Origin of the sequence: Alteromonas gracilis (assembly GCF_002993325.1) — a bacterium.
GTDB lineage: Bacteria > Pseudomonadota > Gammaproteobacteria > Enterobacterales > Alteromonadaceae > Alteromonas > Alteromonas gracilis.
In genome coordinates this window covers 96,937-114,786 of record NZ_PVNO01000003.1, presented here as the reverse complement: position 1 = coordinate 114,786, position 17,850 = coordinate 96,937, and the positions used below count along the sequence as shown (strand labels likewise).

13 protein-coding genes are annotated in these 17,850 nt (G+C 44.7%); 2 read left to right on the top strand and 11 right to left on the bottom strand.

Features of this window, described 5'->3' with window-relative positions; translation table 11 throughout:
* Positions 1-21: 21 nt before the first annotated feature.
* The 3 genes from C6Y39_RS02530 to C6Y39_RS02520 are packed head-to-tail and all read right to left on the bottom strand — an operon-like array spanning position 22 to position 3,944.
* Positions 22-1,230 carry a pectinesterase family protein gene (locus C6Y39_RS02530; RefSeq protein ID WP_105929761.1) on the bottom strand — a complete coding sequence of 403 codons (1,209 nt, stop codon included), beginning with the start codon at positions 1,228-1,230 and terminating at the stop codon, positions 22-24.
* A gap of 9 nt (positions 1,231-1,239) precedes the next feature.
* Positions 1,240-2,706, bottom strand: a complete 1,467-nt coding sequence (locus C6Y39_RS02525; RefSeq protein WP_105929760.1) for a glycoside hydrolase family 28 protein — start codon at positions 2,704-2,706, stop codon at positions 1,240-1,242.
* A 32-nt stretch (positions 2,707-2,738) separates the two neighbouring features.
* The gene (locus C6Y39_RS02520) at positions 2,739-3,944 is read right to left on the bottom strand and encodes a glycoside hydrolase family 88/105 protein (RefSeq protein ID WP_105929759.1); all 1,206 of its coding nucleotides are present in this window, start codon (positions 3,942-3,944) and stop codon (positions 2,739-2,741) included.
* 678 nt (positions 3,945-4,622) lie between these two features.
* Here C6Y39_RS02520 and C6Y39_RS02515 point away from each other — a divergent pair.
* Both C6Y39_RS02515 and C6Y39_RS02510 read left to right on the top strand, forming a co-directional pair.
* Entirely contained in the window at positions 4,623-7,322 is a 2,700-nt protein-coding gene (locus C6Y39_RS02515) for a TonB-dependent receptor (protein ID WP_105929758.1), read from the top strand.
* 203 nt (positions 7,323-7,525) lie between these two features.
* The gene (locus C6Y39_RS02510) at positions 7,526-8,461 is read left to right on the top strand and encodes a rhamnogalacturonan acetylesterase (protein WP_105929757.1); all 936 of its coding nucleotides are present in this window, start codon (positions 7,526-7,528) and stop codon (positions 8,459-8,461) included.
* A gap of 172 nt (positions 8,462-8,633) precedes the next feature.
* Here the strand turns inward: C6Y39_RS02510 and C6Y39_RS02505 are convergent, their stop codons facing one another.
* From C6Y39_RS02505 to C6Y39_RS02470, 8 genes are all read right to left on the bottom strand, one after another.
* The gene (locus C6Y39_RS02505) at positions 8,634-9,605 is read right to left on the bottom strand and encodes a sugar kinase (RefSeq protein WP_105929756.1); all 972 of its coding nucleotides are present in this window, start codon (positions 9,603-9,605) and stop codon (positions 8,634-8,636) included.
* On the bottom strand, positions 9,602-10,240 hold the full coding sequence (gene eda / locus C6Y39_RS02500) for a bifunctional 4-hydroxy-2-oxoglutarate aldolase/2-dehydro-3-deoxy-phosphogluconate aldolase (RefSeq protein WP_105929755.1): 639 nt from the start codon (positions 10,238-10,240) through the stop codon (positions 9,602-9,604). The genes C6Y39_RS02505 and eda overlap by 4 nt, the downstream gene beginning before the upstream one ends.
* Positions 10,240-11,781: a mannitol dehydrogenase family protein gene (locus C6Y39_RS02495; RefSeq protein ID WP_105929754.1), complete on the bottom strand. Its 1,542-nt coding sequence runs from the start codon at positions 11,779-11,781 to the stop codon at positions 10,240-10,242. Before C6Y39_RS02495 ends, eda begins: the two co-directional genes overlap by 1 nt.
* A 2-nt stretch (positions 11,782-11,783) precedes the next feature.
* Complete coding sequence (gene uxaC, locus C6Y39_RS02490; RefSeq protein ID WP_105929753.1) at positions 11,784-13,199, bottom strand: glucuronate isomerase; 1,416 nt, start codon at positions 13,197-13,199, stop codon at positions 11,784-11,786.
* 11 nt (positions 13,200-13,210) lie between these two features.
* Positions 13,211-14,701, bottom strand: coding sequence for a UxaA family hydrolase (locus tag C6Y39_RS02485; RefSeq protein ID WP_105929752.1), 1,491 nt, complete (start codon positions 14,699-14,701; stop codon positions 13,211-13,213).
* A gap of 204 nt (positions 14,702-14,905) precedes the next feature.
* Entirely contained in the window at positions 14,906-15,922 is a 1,017-nt protein-coding gene (locus C6Y39_RS02480) for a LacI family DNA-binding transcriptional regulator (protein WP_105929751.1), read from the bottom strand.
* Positions 15,923-16,069: 147 nt separating this feature from the next.
* Positions 16,070-17,365, bottom strand: coding sequence for a TRAP transporter large permease (locus tag C6Y39_RS02475; protein ID WP_105929750.1), 1,296 nt, complete (start codon positions 17,363-17,365; stop codon positions 16,070-16,072).
* Positions 17,365-17,850: a TRAP transporter small permease gene (locus tag C6Y39_RS02470; RefSeq protein WP_105929749.1), complete on the bottom strand. Its 486-nt coding sequence runs from the start codon at positions 17,848-17,850 to the stop codon at positions 17,365-17,367. Before C6Y39_RS02470 ends, C6Y39_RS02475 begins: the two co-directional genes overlap by 1 nt.

Sequence of the window (17,850 nt, the reverse complement as noted above, 5' to 3'; positions counted from 1 at the left end):
TTACGCAATGTATCTAACTATTTACTTCATCTCCTCTATGTGAGACATCTCGCTGGGTTGCCAGCCACGTAATACTGATTCTTTTGTGTAGAAGGTAGCAAGCACGTCACTCAGTATATGCGAAAGTACATCGGTTGAATTGGCTATGTTTTTACCGCCTTTTCCATAGGACTTGTACTCAGAAAATCGTGCTTCTGTGTGGGGACTGAATGGTCTCTTATCGCCTTTTGGTGTAGTCCCTCCCATAGTAGTCCATCGAGTTGGAATAATATGAGTGTCCATATAGGTATTAATAAAGGTCGCTTTGCCTACAGCGAAAGGGTTTGCATATCGGCCATCTGAAAAGGTGGTAGTAGGATGCCAAGGCCTTCCCAGTGCCACGCTTTCATCTGGAACGCCGTTTTCTCTTTCAAGCCTACAGTTATTGAAAGTAAGCCCATATGGGCGCTGTAAATGGGTACTTGGGGCGGTTATGTAGCCTGTTAGTCCTTCGCTGTCACCACCTGAATAACGTTTACGAGAGACAATAGAAACGCTTTCAAAAAACGCTGTGCCCTCACCAAAAATGAAGTCAATATGTCCTGCTATTGTTCCGCCTTCAATCAGAGCGCGGTCACCTTTTAAATAGAGGGTATCCTGGTAACCCCAGAGTGCGACATTTTTAAGATAAGTGCGATCTGAGTTCACACCGGTTTTAAGCGCTACTGCTTGCGTGCCTGATAATCGAGTAGGGTCATCTTTTGCTTTGACCTCGTTACCGGGATAATCAAAATCATTGATGATAGTGATATTTTCGAGAGTGATGTTATCACCTAAGATCTCCACAGTGGCAGTGCGACGGGTTCCCCATTTTTCTGAAGAGTTCTCTGCGACTTTTTGACCTGCATATCGATCGAAAACGATAGTCGTTGTTTCTTGCGACTGGCCTACCAAGTGGACATTATCAGTATTAATGACGACACGCTCACGGTAAATGCCTTCGTTAACAAAGACTGTCCATACTTTGTCTTTTTGTGACTCGTGAGACTCGATATAAGCAACAGCTTGGGAAACGGAGTGAAAACGAGGCAAAGAGGTATTAACCGATGCATTAGCTGAATCACTTGCCCTCGATTTGGTTACCACAACATCAGTCGTTGCTGGCATTGCCGCACAGAGCCCGTTTAAGAGCATGCTCGCTAAAATGGCAAAAGCGATGTTAACTGAATAACGTGTTTTCGTAATTTCCATCGTGTGTATCTAAAGCTCATTTTTATTTAACGGTTGGCTATTAATAAACACATTGTTTAATTTAAGATGCGCCACATTTTCGATAACGGCATCTTTTAGCGCACGTTTTATCGTTATGTTATTTAACGTCAAGCCGGAAATGGGCGTATGGTCATACCCGCGAAGTACAAAGGCTCGGTTAGCAGAAGCAACGTTCAAGTTCTCTATGGTGATATCTTCTAATAGAGGAGGGAAGTTGCCTGCATCACCTTCTTCGTAAAAGAAATTCACGACAACGGCGTTTTTCACCGTTCCAATATCGATGTTGCGATAGTTGAGGTTTTTTAGGTGACCACCCCGAATACTGTTGGTTTTAATTCTAATGCCGCGGTCTAAATCTGGGCTGCTCATGGTGCAATACTGAGCATAGAGATTCTCTACACCGCCGGATATCTCACTGCCTATTACAACACCGCCATGCCCCGCCTTCATCTCGCAATGTTCTATGACAATATTACTGCAGGGAACTTTGACCCTTCTGCCGTCTGCATTACGTCCAGATTTAATGGCAATACAATCGTCTCCTGTATCAAACGTGCAGTTAGAGATAAGTACGTTCGTGCAGCTTTCAGGGTCGCACCCGTCCGAATTGGGGCCGAAACTTTTACAGTACACATCGTTTACGGTGACGTTTTTGCAAAGCACAGGGTTAACCAGCCAAAATGGAGAGCGCAGAATGGTAACACCCTCAATAAGTACATTTTCACAGCGGTAAGGTTGTATAAACGGAGGGCGCAGGTAGTTATTTTCAAAAACGCGATCACTAACGGGTGCCCCATTTTCTACCATTTGTTGCAGCGTATCTCTGGTGTATTTCTGGTTCTCAACCGGATCGTCACCCCATGTTGAAGCCTTCCACTTACCTTTCCACGGCCACCAGTTGTCTTTTGCTGCACTACCGTCAAGCGTACCTTTGCCGGTAATTGCGATATTGCTTTGCTCAAACGCATAAATAAGAGGGGAGTAACCCATCAACTCCATACCTTCCCAGCGAGTAAAAACGTAAGGTTTGTAGTCATCAGGATTGGTAGAAAATCGAATTGTTGCGCCTGACTCAATATGCAAGTTTATATTCGACTGTAGGTGAATAGGGCCTTTGCATAGCCAGTCGCCTTTTGGCACAACCACTTTGCCACCACCTTGGCGTGCGACTTGGTCGATAGCTGCGTGTAACGCTTGCTTGAAGTCACTGTTATAATCTTTTAGAAAATCAGCAACGTTAGCTTTGCGCTTTGCAAAGGTGGGGCGCTTTATCATCTCTTTTATAAGGTTTGCTTCGGCGTCCCACTGGCGTTGCGTCCTTCCTGTTTCGGTCACACTTGCACATCCAGATAGGAATGTAGGGACACTTAAAGCCATCCCAGAAGCTGCTAAAGTAGAGGCGAGACCAGACTTTAGAAAATGTCGCCTAGTGCTAGTTGAGTTGGGTTGGGCCATCATAGACTCCTTGCATTACGATTTAGTGCTTTCTACTTGTTTAGGTAGTGTGCAGCCAGAATAAATGGGCCTACACCTTTCGCGTCGTTTGCTCTGATTGGTTCGCTCATGTAGTAGTCGAATGAACCATCTCTATATGGATTTCCACCAAGGCCAGCAACAGCGCAAACCTGTTCAAGGCTGATTACGTTAGTTTCTGGATTAACCGAAATCATTTGATCAAGAAGTCCAGCAAAACCTTTTTCTGCGTGAGCTTTGTATTCCTCAGGAAGAAATTTAAGGCTTGCACCTTTAGCCAGAGCATAAGTCAACATTGCTGTGCCGGACGCTTCAAGGTAGTTTCCTTCACGGCTTCCCAAGTCGGTAACCTGATACCAGGTGCCTGAGTTATGTTGATAGGTAAGCGTGGCATCAATAAACGCTTTAAAGCGCGCCTGTAGCCACGGTGTTTTTGGGTGCTCTGCAGGAACAACTTCTAGCACATCCACCATGGCCATCGCATACCAACCTAGCGAACGTGACCAGTGATGTTGAGAAAGACCTGTTTCTTTGTCAGCCCACTTCTGCTTTTTAGATGCGTCCCAGCCATGCAAGGGAAGGCCGGTAGTTTCATCGTAAAGGTGCTCTTCAATGAGTTCGAATTGCAAAAATACATCGTCTAGCTCTTTCATATCACCGTATTTAACAATGTACTCGGCATAAAAAGGTGCACCCATGTATAGGCCGTCAAGCCACATTTGGTCAGGATAGCGTTTCTTATGCCAAAAACCGCCTTGCTCTGTACGCGGGTGGTCAGTGAGTTGAGTTCTTAAAAGATCGGCTGCCTTTTTGTATTTAGGGTTGCCTGTTTCTTCATAAAGAAAAAACAACACCTTACCCGGGTTAATCATATCAATATTGAACTTGTTGATATCGTATGTCTTAATACTTCCTTCATCTTGAACCAGCATATCGTAGTAGCCTTTTACATAAGACAGAAGGCGAGGATCTTTAGTATCTTGATACACTTCTGTTATCGCAAGAAGGTTGAGTCCATGAACGTAGTCCCATTGTGGTGTCTCGTCCCAATCGATTTGCCAAGCTTCAGGAAAGCGCACCATTTCAGACTCTATCATTCTCATAGACCACGATTGCGTGTTATCAAGAGGCATTTTCACCCGATCATTTGCATCAGCAGCCGAAGAAACAAACGCCGTGCAAGCTATAACGGAAGCGGCGCGTAGAATACCTTTTAGCATAACAAACCCTTATTTTTATAACATTCTAAATACACTCTGTGCTACCGGTAGCATAATGATTTTTATTTGCTTGCATGTCAACGAAATTATTTATATTTTTTAACTTTTATTTCACGTCAAACGAAAGCTGTAAGTTTTAACTAAGTGTATGTATCTAATAAATTAAATCTGTTTTTTTCTCTTCATTTGGCTGAAGTCTAGATCGCCTTTTACGATCAATATTATCTTCTGAACTAATACATATAACAAATTTTTTCAATAAAATAGTTGCCACCGGTAGCATAACTAATTAGGATGTAAATCAAATGTAAAGCTTGAGTGTTTTTTTCGGGGTTTACATTATTGCCGAAGGGAAGTTTTGCGTTGATAAAAAATAGAGCTGTACCCTGCAATGCTTCTTATTCATGGTTTCGGTGGTTACAAAACCACTGTAGAGAATTAAATAGAATTGGCGCGTCTTCACTTTCTTAACAGCCAAAGCGTGCCATTGGTTAATATAGATTATTGGCGGCAATGACGTCCAAAATGTTATCCGGTGGCATAAAGGGAAGTGAAATGGTTAAATACGGTAAATGTTGAATTTGTGTTAATTTGAAATGTTCACACACGTTTCAGAAGCATCTTCACTTTTTCTCAGTATGTGCGTCGCTTATAAATATAAAAACCGGAGAAACAACAATGTTACCAAAGAAAAAGCAACTCGCTGTTCTTGTCACGTTAGCGTTGTCAGGCGCACATATTCATGCGCAAGAAGCCACAGACGAACAAACTAGTGAAACCGAAGCGCAAAATATGGAGGTCATAGAGGTATCTGGCTTTCGTGGGTCGCTCAATAAGTCATTGATGGAAAAGCGAACGTCAGTTAACAGCAAAGAATCTATCGTTGCGCAAGACATTGGTAAATTCCCGGACTTAAATATTGCAGAGTCTATTCAGCGTGTTCCAGGCGTAGCGATTTCTCGTGAGGGTGGAGAAGGCCGTCAAATTACCTTGCGCGGTTTAAGCCCTTCATTTACCCGCACAACACTTAATGGCATGGAAGTGCCAGCGAGTACAGATGGTACAGACTCAGGTGGCGGTGTTAACGGCGGACGTGGCTTTGACTTTAACATTTTTGCTTCTGAGCTGTTTAACCGTGTAGATATTCAGAAGTCGCCTACAGCTTCAATGGAAGAAGGCGGTATTGCTGGTACTGTTGATTTGTACTCGGCAAAACCGTTCGATTATGACGGCTTTAAATTCGTATCGTCCCTTCAGGGTGGCTATAACAGCATTACTGAAGAGACCGATCCTCGCGCAGCTTTCATGATCAGTAACCGTTTCGCTGACGACAAGGTGGGCGTGCTTTTCTCGGCCGCTTTCTCAGAGCGCACAGTAAGGCAAGAAGGCTTCGGTACCGTTCGTTGGACAACACCGGTTCGCGATGGCGGCGGTATTTTTTCAGATACGTCTGATACTGTGGTGAACGGCACGCCAGACGTGGGCAATTGCGAGTTTCAAGGCGAATCTGTTGATCCCATCAACTGCTTGTGGACGCCACGCCTTCCACGACCTGATTACTTCGGTAATGACCAAGAGCGTACCGGTTTTACGGGGTCTATTCAGTGGGCTGCGACAGACAATTTCACTTTAACCTTAGACGGTTTAGTGTCTAAGCTAGATAACACCCGTACTATGTACAATTTCTTCCATATGTTTAGAAGTACGTTTTCAGAGATTACACCCACTTCTATTACAGTACATCCTAACGGCAAACAGGTTCTAGCCGGAAGTTACGACGGTATCAAGTCACGTATAGAGAGTCGTTTGCAGGAATCAACCACTGACTTTAGTCAATTTGTGATTTCTGGCGAGTGGTTTATTGGTGAAAATATTAAATTAGATATGATGGCTGGCACTGCTGAATCTAATGCTCGTTCAGAGCAGTATCGTTATAACATGACGCTGTTAGAAGAAACCAGCTACGGTTTTGATTTTAGTAATAACATTAACGCTCCGCAACTCACTTACGGTTATGACGTCAACGACGCAAGTAACTATAATCTTTCAGATGGTCGTTTACGCGCTACTGATGTATTGCGCGAAAACGATACGGTTAAGTTTGATGCCACTTACCTTGGCGACGAAGTAACTATCAAGGCGGGCTTCGCCTACAACGACCGTGTAGTAACCTACAGTGAAGAGCAAATTAACGGCTTCCCAGATCAAGATTCGGCGGTCGGCTTTGCTGAAATGATGCCGGTAGACGATTTCGGTAGTGGCTTTGATGGTCCTTTAGACCCATTTCTTGTGGCTGATTTTGACGCAATAAATAGTCAGCTTCTAGACGTAGTTTGGACACCGCGCTCTGCACAAAGCTGGCAAGTAGGCGAAGAAACTTCTGCTGCTTATATTGAGATGGACACAAGCTATGAGATTGGCGATATGCTACTTCGCGCTAACTACGGTGTACGCTATGTGAAAACAACCACCACCTCTGAAGGCTTTATTCAAGGGGAAACGGTACAAATTGAAAATGACTACAATAACTTTTTACCGGCGGTTAACTTAGCACTTGAGGCCACTGATGACGTTGTTGTACGCCTTGGTCTAACCCAATCAATGACGCGCCCAAGCCTGAACTCATTAAACCCTGGTAACCCTAGCTTTGATTATATTAACGGCTCGGTAAGCGTGGGTAACCCGTTCCTTGACCCGTTCACTTCAGACAACGTGGATTTTGGTGTTGAATGGTACTTCGACGACGAAGCGCTACTGGCAGCAACCGTGTTCTACAAAGACATTGATAACTGGATTGTTCGCGCATCTGAAGAGCGTCTAGTTGATAGTGCTTACTACGACTTTATCGATAACGATGCACAGTTTGACCCTGTAATTGCGCTAGACCCTCGCACTATTCCATACGAGCATAGCAGCCCAATTAACGCTGAGGACAGAAGTGTAAGCGGTTATGAGCTAATTTATCAGCAGCCATTAAGTTTCTTACCAGGCCTGTTCGAAAACATGGGTATTGTGTCGAACTACACTCACGTTAACGCAGACGACATCGAAGGTATGAGTGAAACATCGTACAACTTTACGGTGTATTACGAAACAGACCAATACGGCGCGCGTGTGTCAGTTAACAAACGCGACGATTACCTGACAGACTTCACTGGCAGCAATGGTAACGTTGCACACGGCACGACAGGGCCAACGCAGGTAGATTTCTCGTCATTTTATAACGTAAACGACGAGCTAACGTTGACCTTTGAAGTAATTAACCTTACTGACGAGTACGAGCGTTTGTTTACCACGGGTGATGGCTCATTGGATTTGGTACGTGAGTATAACCATACGGGCCGTCAGTTCTTCTTAGGCGCTCGTTATACGATGTAAAAAAGCAGACTGACCAAGCATATTGGTGAGCCTAAGATAATAATTAAATGTTGTGTTCCGTAAAGACGGGTGTGTTTGGCCATCGTAATGATGGCCTTTTTTATTTGTGACAAGGCGACATTGCGGATTGTTCCTGAATGCGTCTATCTGCTTTATCACTTAATTGGAGCGCAACTCTATTAATATTGAGATGGAGAAAAGGTGTGAGAAATTCAAGTAAACCCGCCACAGGGAAGATATTCAACGCGCTTCGCTACAGTTTTGCAAGCGTTATTGCTGTAGCCAGTAGTTTTGCATTGGCAGGCCAAGAAAGTACGACGGCTCTTCAAAACAGCTACGTGCCTCATTCGAGCACTTTTGTTCTCGCTAGCTCAAATGCCCACATTGCTATGGAACAAAGTGCCGGAATTGTAGAGAACGAAGGAAGTGTAAAAGCTCCGCCCTACAAAAAGCCGGTTACTTTACATCTGGTTGGCGATTCAACCATGTCAGACAAGCCTATGTTGTCATATCCAGAACGTGGTTGGGGGCAATTGCTTCCTGAATTCATGCTGCCAAATCTTAATATTAAAAACCACGCGGCTAACGGCAGAAGCACAAAGCGATTTGTTGACGAAGGGCGTTGGCAGCTTCTCTTATCTGAACTCTCTGAAGGTGACTTTGTGGTAATTCAGTTTGGTCACAACGATCAAAAACAGTCGGACCCCGCTCGCTATGCCGACCCGGAAAATGCCTATCCTGCTTACTTGAAACAGTTTGTGCAAGACGTTGAAGCAAGAGGCGCATCAGTGATTATTGCAAGTAGTATTTGCAGGCGTCATTTCACCAAGGAAGGTGTTTTGAAACGCACGTTGTTGGCGTATGCTGATGCTGCGAAGAAAGTGGCAGCACAAAATAACGTGCCATTTATCCCTATGAACGCTTTAACCTGTGATTTTCTTGCTCAGGTAGGCGAGCCTAACAGCAACCATTACTTCATTAAGGTGCCCGCCGACCTATATGCGCGCTACCCCGAAGGTAAAACTGATGATACTCACTTGAATGTAGTAGGCGCGGCTAAAATGGCGCAGATATTCGTTCGAGAGTTGAAAGCAACAGCGCATCCGCTTGCAAAATACGTTTATCGAGACACTCTATAAACCAAACTAAACAAAGCGGTGCGCCAATATGTGGTGTGCCGCGCCTATTTAAACTAATGCACTGCAACCTATCTTAGCTAACTTGCTGAGGCATCGTTATCAATTTTGTATGTGCCGAGTGATTAGTGAGGAGGAGGGAAGACAAAAGAGAAAAGGGAAGGTCACATACCGACTATAGCGACGGTATGTGATTAGTAAAGGCATCACTTGATATAATGGCACCGGGGTAGGTAATCACAGTCGCTGCCACCTTTGCCCCATAGCTTGCGCTTTCAACAGGCTTTCTACCCGCAAGTCGAGCGGCCATATAACCGCCATTGAATGCATCGCCAGCAGCCGTTGTATCAACCACCTGCTCAACACGCTCAACAGGTACAATACATTGTTCTTGGTGGCAGAGTATATGAACGCCGACTGCTCCGTTTTTCATAACGATTTCTTCAATCTGTTTGTCGGCTAAATAGCTAAATATCTCATCAGCATTGGTGTGACCAAACAGCATTAAATGGTCGTCTGCGCCAGGGAACGCTAGGTCTGCTTCGTCATAAGCCTTGCCCGTCCAGTACTTGGCATCTTCTTGAGATGACCAAAGGCGAGCTCGATAATTAGGATCAAAGGCAATCTTACTGCCTTTGGCCTTGAGGGACGAAATTAGTTCGAAAAGTGTAGCGCGCTGTTCGTCATCTAAAATGGCAATAGAGATACCGCTCAAATAAAACCAATCACAAGCAAATTCAGCGCCCTTCATAATGTTGAGCGTCTGTGTTGCTGCAGATTGGTTACGCCAATAGGCAAAGGTTCTTTCACCTTCGTTGTCGTTGCGGATCATATACAGACCGAGATTACGGGACGACGAGCGAAACACTAAATCAGTGTTTATTTCGTGCTCACCCATTTTAAACAGCAGCTCATCGCTTAAAAAGTCAGCACCTATCGCTGTTAAGTAGCTAATGGAAGATGAAGGCAAACAGCGTTTTAAATAAACCGCAGTGTTGTAGGTGTCGCCAGCAAAGCTTTTCGCCATCAAATCGTTATTTGTGTTTTCATCACACGTCCTAACTGATGATTCGCGCTGAGTGCTTCGAAGTTCTACCATACACTCGCCAAAAATAACCATTCTTTGTTTGGTATCAACGATACTCATGCCGCAGCCTCATCAAACAATGTGAGGCTTTGTTGGCATGCCAATGTTATGCCTCGCCAATTTTTTGCTTCAATGGCTGCCTTCGGTATCATCCATGTGCCGCCTACTGCTTGAACATTTCCAAGCGCAAGATATTCATTCGCGTTTTCGCCATTAATGCCGCCGGTAGGGCAGAAGCAAACATCGCTAAATACGCTTGAAATCGCTTTAAGAAAAGGTGTTCCGCCGCTAAGACTTGCAGGAAAGAACTTCATTTCGCGAATGCCTTTTTGGTGCGCCAAAAGAATATCAGCAGGCGTAGCGACACCTGGTAAAAAGGGGGCATTAGACGCAATCAGTGTATCGAGCAATGTCTCTGAGCTTGTGGGCGTTATCAAAAATTGCGCGCCTGCATCCAACGCTTCAAATACGTGGTTGCGATTTAACAATGTGCCCATACCCACAACGAGTTCAGGAAACTGTTTTCTAATCGCTGACAGGGCTTCAAATGCTGCGTCGCTGCGTTTCACTACTTCTATATTGCACAGGCCGCTATTTGCAATTGCTTCTGCTAGATGAAGCCCCTCGTCAACAGTTTTAGGCTGAATAATAGGGAGTAATGGGGCGCCTTTAAGCATGGAAAAGGTACTTTTCATCACGCGGTTCCTTTTAGTGAATCTAGCGAACTTTCTGTTAACGTAGTGGTAGCAGAGTCTTGCGGAGTTTCGTTGCTGTTTTCGTGCGATAAAATGTTAAGCAGCTGATTAACTTTTTCTAGCACCTTTTCCTTAAACGTATTATTTACCGACAGTTCGGCGAACATGGTTTCAAGAGATAGCAATTTTTTAGCAAGTTCTATTGCCTGATAGTCTACCGATTTTGCTGTGGCTCTTAACATACTATCTAGCGGGTCGGTAATGGTCTCGTTTAGACGTGCCTTGTTGTTTATAAACAGACACCATGCCGCAACGGCACTGCAGAGCAAATCGATGTTTCGTTTTGCTTTTAGGTTATCGCGCACTGTGTCGAGAATTCGAAATGGGATTTTCTGTGACCCATCCCAAGCAATTTGCGACAAAAGGTGGCGAATATGCTTATTCTCATAGCGCTTAACGATGTCTTGTGCATAAGCGTTCAGATCGAAGTCTTGTGTTCCGCTATCGGCATTCTCGTGATCACTGGATAGAGACGGAACAATTTCTTCTTTCAACATGGTTTGAATTAGTTGCTTTATGGCTGGGGTACCCATTGCGTCGTATACGGTTTCCTTGCCAAGCAATAACCCTATGTAGGCCAGTGTTGAATGTGTGCCGTTTAGAATGCGAAGCTTAGCTTTTTCAAAGAAGCTCACATCATGAGTAAAAGTAACGCCAACTTTATCCCAAGCAGGTCGTGGGCCAGAAAAATTATCTTCAACCACCCATTGAGTAAATGCCTCTCGCTGAATAGGCCAGTTATCAGTTAAACCCAGCTCAGCGGCAACGTTGGCTTTAAAGCTGTCTTCAGTTGCTGGCGTAATACTGTCAACCATAGTGCAGGGGAAGGCGATGTTCTCGCTGATCCATTGGCCGAGTGATTCATCCGTTTTATTGGCGAACTCGGTCACCGCTTTTTGCAGCTTTTTACCGTTGTCTGACACGTTGTCACAGCTGATAATGGTAATATCTGCATAGCCTGCCTGCTTGCGTTGTGCTAGCGTTTGCACAATTAGGCCAACTGCACTTACCGGTGTTTCTGGCGTGACTAAATCAGCTTTAATATCCGGATGATCAGTATCTAGATGACCTTGCGCATTAAGGCAATAGCCCTTTTCTGTCACGGTAAGCGTCACAATTTTAGTTTGCTTGTTTACCAGCGCAGCAACAATGTCTTCACGATCATGTGCTAATGTTGAAAGGGTTTTTATTGCGCCGATAATGTGGGTTTCAGGCTCGTTATCAACAATACACAACGCATAGAGATTGTCTTGTGTACTCAACGCTTCTTTAAGTGATGCGCTGCGCATTGATACACCGTGAATGCGCCAGTCACCGCCATAAGCCAGCGCCTTTTCGGTATAATACGCTTGGTGCGCACGGTGAAAGGCGCCTGGACCAATATGCACAATGCCACAACCGGTTGCTTCCAGGTCGTAATTTGGTTTGCTTACGCTGTCACTTAAAAGAGGTAGCGTTGAAATTGATAACAGCTTTGTCATGATTACCCCAGTTTGTACGCTTGTTTAGCAAAATCATAAGTCAGTTTTCTGGCAATGCTGGCTGCTTCTGTTTCGCTGATGCGGTGTTCCACAACTAGCTGTGCAAGGAAGCGACAGTCAATGCGTCTTGCAACATCATGACGTGCAGGAATAGACAAGAACGCGCGCGTGTCGTCGTTAAAACCAACAGTATTGAAGAAGCCTGCGGTTTCTGTCACTTGATGTCTAAAGCGCAACATGCCTTCAGGGCTATCGTGAAACCACCAAGAAGGACCGAGTTTCAGACAAGGGTAGTGGCCTGCAAGTGGTGCTAATTCACGGCTGTACGTGGTTTCATCTAATGTAAATAGAATAATGTCGAGGTTAGGCTCGTTACCGTATTTACCCAGTAACGGGCGAAGCGCTTTAACAAAATCTGTTTGCATTGGAATGTCGTGGCCTTTATCTCGGCCAAACTGCGCAAAAAGCTGACTGTTGTGGTTTCTAAACGCACCTGGGTGAATTTGCATCACCATGCCGTCTTCTACACTCATTCCCGCTAATTCGGTAAGCATTTGCGCTCTAAATAGCTCTTGCTCTTCAGCGTTACTGTTTCCACTTCTTACTTTATCGAATAAAGCAATGCACTCTGCTTCACTTAAATCAGCAGTGTTTGCTGTTGGGTGCCCGTGATCTGTTGCTGTGGCGCCGTGCTCTCTAAATACAGCACGTCGTGCACGAATTGCATTCAGGTAGCCCTGCCAGGTTGCTGTATCTTCACCGGTTAATTCACTTAGTTTCTCAATGTTTGAAACAATATCTTCGCGTGAAGCATCGACCACATCATCAGGCCTAAAGGTAGTAATAACCCGCTTTGCCCACGGTGTATCTTTAATTGCCGCATGATGGGGTAGGGTATCAAGTGCACCTTCGGTGGTCGCGATCACTTCAATATTGAAGCGGTCCATCAAGGCGCGAGGCTTAAAGTCATCCCCTTGAAGCTGCGCGGTAATATGGTCGTAATAATGCGTTGCGTTGTCGCTACATAGCATCTCTCGCAAACCAAACACATCGTGAAATACGGTGTCTAACCATAAACGGGACGGTGTGGCAGCAAACAGATGATAGTTATCTGCCAGAAGCTTCCAGATTTTACGTGGATCCTTTTCCGTCTCGCCGCCATCCCAACGTGGTACACCGATATCAGTTAATTTAATGCCTTGGCTATACAGCATTCTGAAAACATAGTGATCAGGGGTGATAAATAGCTCGGTTGCATTGGTAAAATTATTGTTTTGTGCAAACCAACGTGGGTCAGTATGGCCATGCGGACTTATGATAGGGAGATCCCGAATTTCCTTGTACAACGCCTTTGCAACATTACGAGTTGCTTCATCGGCAGGAAAAAGTCTATCTTCATGTAATAAAATCGATTCCATAACGCTCTCTTTTAGAGGGTGACGCCACGTTTCCAAATAGCAATCTCATGGCTGCCATTTTTCTCGTTGCAGGTTTGTTGACCAGATGCCACTGCCAAGCAGTGTTGGAGTAGCGCTTCGGCACACTTATCGATAGATACGCCTTCTAGAACTTGTCCAGCGTTAAAATCTATCCAATGTGGCTTCTTATTAGCGATATCTGTATTTGACGATATCTTGACTGTGGGTACAGGAAAACCAAGGGGCGTTCCTCGGCCTGTGGTGAATAAAACGATATGTGCCCCTGATGCTGCCAACGCCGTTGAGCTCACGGCATCGTTACCAGGTGCTTGCAATAAACTTAAACCTTTGTCTTGCTTGGGCTCGCCATACTGCAAGATAGACTGAATAGTAGACGTTCCACCTTTTTGAACCGCGCCGAGTGACTTTTCCTCTAGCGTGGTTAAACCGCCTGCCTTATTGCCTGGAGACGGGTTTTCGTAAATAGGTTGGTTGTGGGCGATGAAGTAGTTTTTAAATTCATCTATCAACGAGTTAAATGCTTCAAATACGTCTTTGTTTTTAGCGCGATTCATTAAGAGTTGTTCGGCGCCAAACATTTCAGGTGTTTCGGTTAAAATGACCGAGCCGCCTAGATTACACATTAAATCGGTAACGCGCCCTACCGTTGGGTTGGCAGTAATACCACTAAAAGCATCGCTACCCCCGCACTTCATGCCTAAGGTTAATTCGCTTGCGTCTATAGGCTCGCGTTTGTCCGTTGCCATAACTTTCAGCAAGTCATAAACCGCATTGACGCCTTCTTCTAACTCATCTACCACTTCTTGAGCGTTGTAGAAGCGAACGCGACTTTCTGGTTTATCAACGTGAGGCAGTAAGCTCTTTAGCTGATTATTTTCACATCCCAAACCGACAACCAATACTGCGCCAGCGTTTGGGTGAGATGCAAGTGAAGCTAAAATTGTACGTGTGTCATCTAAATCATCGCCAAGCTGAGAGCATCCAAACGGGTGAGTAAATGCGCGGAACCCGTCGCATTCGCTGGCAAAACGTCGGTTACATTCGTTGGCAATACGGTCTGCTGTTCGATTTACGCAGCCTACGGTATTGATGATCCAAACTTCATTGCGAATACCTACTTTTCCATTTTCTCTTCTGTAGCCCATAAACTGAAGCCCAGAAGTAAGATGGTTTTGTTTTGAAGCGGTATTTGATGGGGCGTAAACGTATTGTTCAGTGCCTTTTAACTTAGTTTTTGCGTTATGGCTGTGAACATGTTCACCAGCATTAATTTGGCTTGTTGCAGCACCAATGCTGAAACCATATTTTACGATGTCGCCACCGTCTGACACGGTAACTAAGGCAACTTTATGGCCAGCAGGAATGTCTTGGCGAACTGTAATGTCATATTCAGCGATGAAAGTGCCAGCCACGATAGGGCAGGTTGCAACCGCAACGTTATCGTTATTATGCACTTTAACTAGTTGTGTTTTAACGTCCATTACAAGTCCTGCTTTATTTTTACGGCTTACTTAACTGCTAAACGTTGTTAAATGAGCACCGGGTATTTAAAAGAGCGAAAAACTAGAAACGTTTTATACGCTCTGTTTACAAATTGTTTGTTTTTAACATTCTTGTTTATTGTTATGCCACCGGTGGCATATTAGGATGAAATAGAAGTGTAAGCAACACTTCTTTATAAAAAATCACACTTTTTTGATTGAATCGCGAATAATTAAGTGGGGCTTAACTAAATAAGTTTCAGATTCACTGACTTCATTGCCTTCGATATGAGCAATGATTTTACGCGCTGCGATAGCCGCCATATCTCCAACAGGACGTTGAACAGTGGTAAGGGCAGGGATCACGCGAGCGGCGAGCAAGTTGTCGTCGAACCCTGCAACGGAAAGCTCGTCTGGCACGGTAATACCCATTTCGTGGGCCACTTTTAACACACCTGCCGCCATTTCATCGTTGTTCGCAAAAATAGCTTTAACTCGTGGCGACTGGATGAGTAATTGGCGTGCGCACTCAATGCCGCTTTCGAAGCTGTTTTTACCTTCAATTACTCTGTTTTTAGGAACATCGACACCTAAACCGTTAAGCGTTTCAACGAAGCCTTCCAAACGCTCTTTTGAGGAATAGTACTGTTGTGGACCGCTGATAATACCAATGTCTTTATGACCTAGTGACACCATATAACGGGCTAAGTCGCTTAGCGCAGCTCTGTCGTCACTGACTACGATATTTTGATGGTCATCTAAATCTACTGACGCCATTCGGACATAGTTAATGCTTTGTTGCTGCAGTGCGTCTGCTAAAAGCTTAGACTCGGATACCGGTGGCAGTATGATAACGCCATCAATGTTCGAACGACGTACAAAATTGACGCAGTCTTCTACAAAGCCATCTGCGTTGTAGCGGCAAGGGTGAACGACTAATTCGTAGCCCTTTTGAGAACATATGCTCAACACACCTCTTTGTACTTGGTCGATATACAAGGCATCGGGGTTGTCATAAATCAAGCCTATCAAATAAGAGCGACTAGTACTTAAACCTCGCGCTTGCTTGTCGGGGGCAAAGCCTGTTTCTTGAATGACAGCTTCAATGCGCTCACGTGTTGCTTTACCTACATTGGTTGCGCCGTTAATCACACGCGACACGGTACGCTTCGATACCCCTGCAAGGGCTGCAACATCATTGATAGTCGGGCGCTTGTTCATAGTTCTCTGTTTTTCCGCGCTATTTAATTGTTATTTATGATATTAACACACAATTCAAGGCAGTATATTACTGTCACCTCAACGTGACGCGCCGTCTGGTCACTCTATATTATTATCAGAATAGATATCCGTTACAGACTATCAGTGCTAAAAGCCCAAGGCGCGAGGTAGAGCTTCACTGAACCAAGCAACATATGTGACTAACATGAGAACCACGAACATAGCCACATACAAAGGAATGAGCGGTCTTATGATGTTCTCAAGTTTGGTTTTAGCAATAGCACAGGTAATAAAAAGTACCGCACCTACGGGGGGGGAGCATAATCCAATAGATAGGTTGAGTACTAGCATGATGCCAAACTGCAACTCGCTCATACCAAGCTCTAGCGCCACTGGTAAAAATATGGGCGTAAAAATAAGTACGGCAGGTGTCATATCCAAGAATGCACCAACCACAATGAGTAACAAGTTTATAAGAAGAAGAATGAGTAACGGGTTATCGCTTATCGATAACAGTGCATTACTTAAAGTTTGCGGGATATTTTCAAAGGATAAAAGCCATGACATCGCGGTTGAAGCCGCGATAAGCAGCATTACAATTGCTGTTGTTTCCGCCGCTTTTAAGAATATATCGGGTAAGGCTTTCACTTCCACTTCTTTATAAAACACTACAGCTAATAGCAAAGAGTAAACCACCGCAATGGCACCCGCTTCAGTAGCGGTAAAAATGCCGCCTACAATACCGCCAATCACTAAAAATATTAGAAATAGAGAGGGAAGTGCGGCAACAGTTTTTTCGACAACTACTTTTAAAGGAAGTCGTGGCGACAGCGGGTATCCCTTCATTTTTGCGTAGACAAAGCACACCAGCATTAGCGCTAGACCCACCATGATGCCCGGAATATAGCCAGCCATAAAAAGGGCGGCGATGGATACGCCTCCACTGGCGATAGCGTATACAATTAAAATATTACTTGGCGGAATTAACATACCTGTAGTTGATGCAGCGGCAGTGACTGCGGCACTAAAATTCGGCTCGTAGCCCGCTTTTTTCATTTCAGGTAACATGAAGCTGCCAATAGCTGATGTGGTCGCTACCGCAGACCCTGAGATTGCACCAAACAGCATGCAGGAAACCACGTTAACCAAAGCTAAACCACCGGGAAGGGCACCAATAAGCGCCATTGCGCACTCAATCAACCGCTTGGCTATCCCGCCGCGTCCCATGATAAGTCCAGATAAAACAAAAAACGGGATGGCCAATAATGCAAAGCTATTCAGGCCACCAGCCATACGCTGCGCAATAGTGATAGTAGCAGGGGCGATATCCATGCTCATTACCATGGCAAGTAACGTGGCGACACCAATACTGATTGAAATAGGCACATTTAAAAGAAGAAGTACGAAAAAAGCAACGACTAAGATAATACCGGTCAGTTCCATTACGCTGATTCCTTATTGTTGTCTCGCCAAAGCGTTGTAATGTTGACCAGTGCGTAGGCGATAATGAGAGCACCAGACAGGGGAAGCACGCTATAAATAAGGCCCATTTTAATACCAAGTGCCGCCGAGATTTGTTCCAATTCTAAGGTGAGAGATACAAGCTCGGAGCCGCCGTATACCATCACTAAAACACAAAAAATAATGACGATAATTTCGACGCAGGTAAGTAAAAGGCGTTTCACTTTACGTGACTGACGCTCAACAATTAGGTTGAAACCCAAATGCGCGTTTTGACGGTACGCATAAGCCGCACCTAAAATACCAATCCAAATAAGTATGAACCTAGACAATTCTTCGGTGATTGAAGCGGGGTCTTTAAGTACGTAACGTGAGACCACTTGCCAAATTACGGTAAGTAAAATGCTTATCATGGCAACTATAAGTGTGCCGGCTAAGGTTCTATCGATGAGGCGTATTATTGTCAT

What these genes read in the sequence shown, in the direction of transcription:
- C6Y39_RS02520 (WP_105929759.1), bottom strand. Translation starts at nt 3,944, where the DNA reads ATGCTAAAAGGTATTCTACGCGCCGCTTCCGTTATAGCTTGCACGGCG.
- C6Y39_RS02495 (WP_105929754.1), bottom strand. Translation starts at nt 11,781, where the DNA reads ATGACAAAGCTGTTATCAATTTCAACGCTACCTCTTTTAAGTGACAGC.
- C6Y39_RS02475 (WP_105929750.1), bottom strand. Translation starts at nt 17,365, where the DNA reads ATGGAACTGACCGGTATTATCTTAGTCGTTGCTTTTTTCGTACTTCTT.
- C6Y39_RS02480 (WP_105929751.1), bottom strand. Translation starts at nt 15,922, where the DNA reads ATGAACAAGCGCCCGACTATCAATGATGTTGCAGCCCTTGCAGGGGTA.
- C6Y39_RS02470 (WP_105929749.1), bottom strand. Translation starts at nt 17,850, where the DNA reads ATGACAATAATACGCCTCATCGATAGAACCTTAGCCGGCACACTTATA.
- C6Y39_RS02515 (WP_105929758.1), top strand. Translation starts at nt 4,623, where the DNA reads ATGTTACCAAAGAAAAAGCAACTCGCTGTTCTTGTCACGTTAGCGTTG.
- uxaC (WP_105929753.1), bottom strand. Translation starts at nt 13,199, where the DNA reads ATGGAATCGATTTTATTACATGAAGATAGACTTTTTCCTGCCGATGAA.
- C6Y39_RS02485 (WP_105929752.1), bottom strand. Translation starts at nt 14,701, where the DNA reads ATGGACGTTAAAACACAACTAGTTAAAGTGCATAATAACGATAACGTT.
- C6Y39_RS02525 (WP_105929760.1), bottom strand. Translation starts at nt 2,706, where the DNA reads ATGGCCCAACCCAACTCAACTAGCACTAGGCGACATTTTCTAAAGTCT.
- C6Y39_RS02530 (WP_105929761.1), bottom strand. Translation starts at nt 1,230, where the DNA reads ATGGAAATTACGAAAACACGTTATTCAGTTAACATCGCTTTTGCCATT.
- eda (WP_105929755.1), bottom strand. Translation starts at nt 10,240, where the DNA reads ATGAAAAGTACCTTTTCCATGCTTAAAGGCGCCCCATTACTCCCTATT.
- C6Y39_RS02505 (WP_105929756.1), bottom strand. Translation starts at nt 9,605, where the DNA reads ATGAGTATCGTTGATACCAAACAAAGAATGGTTATTTTTGGCGAGTGT.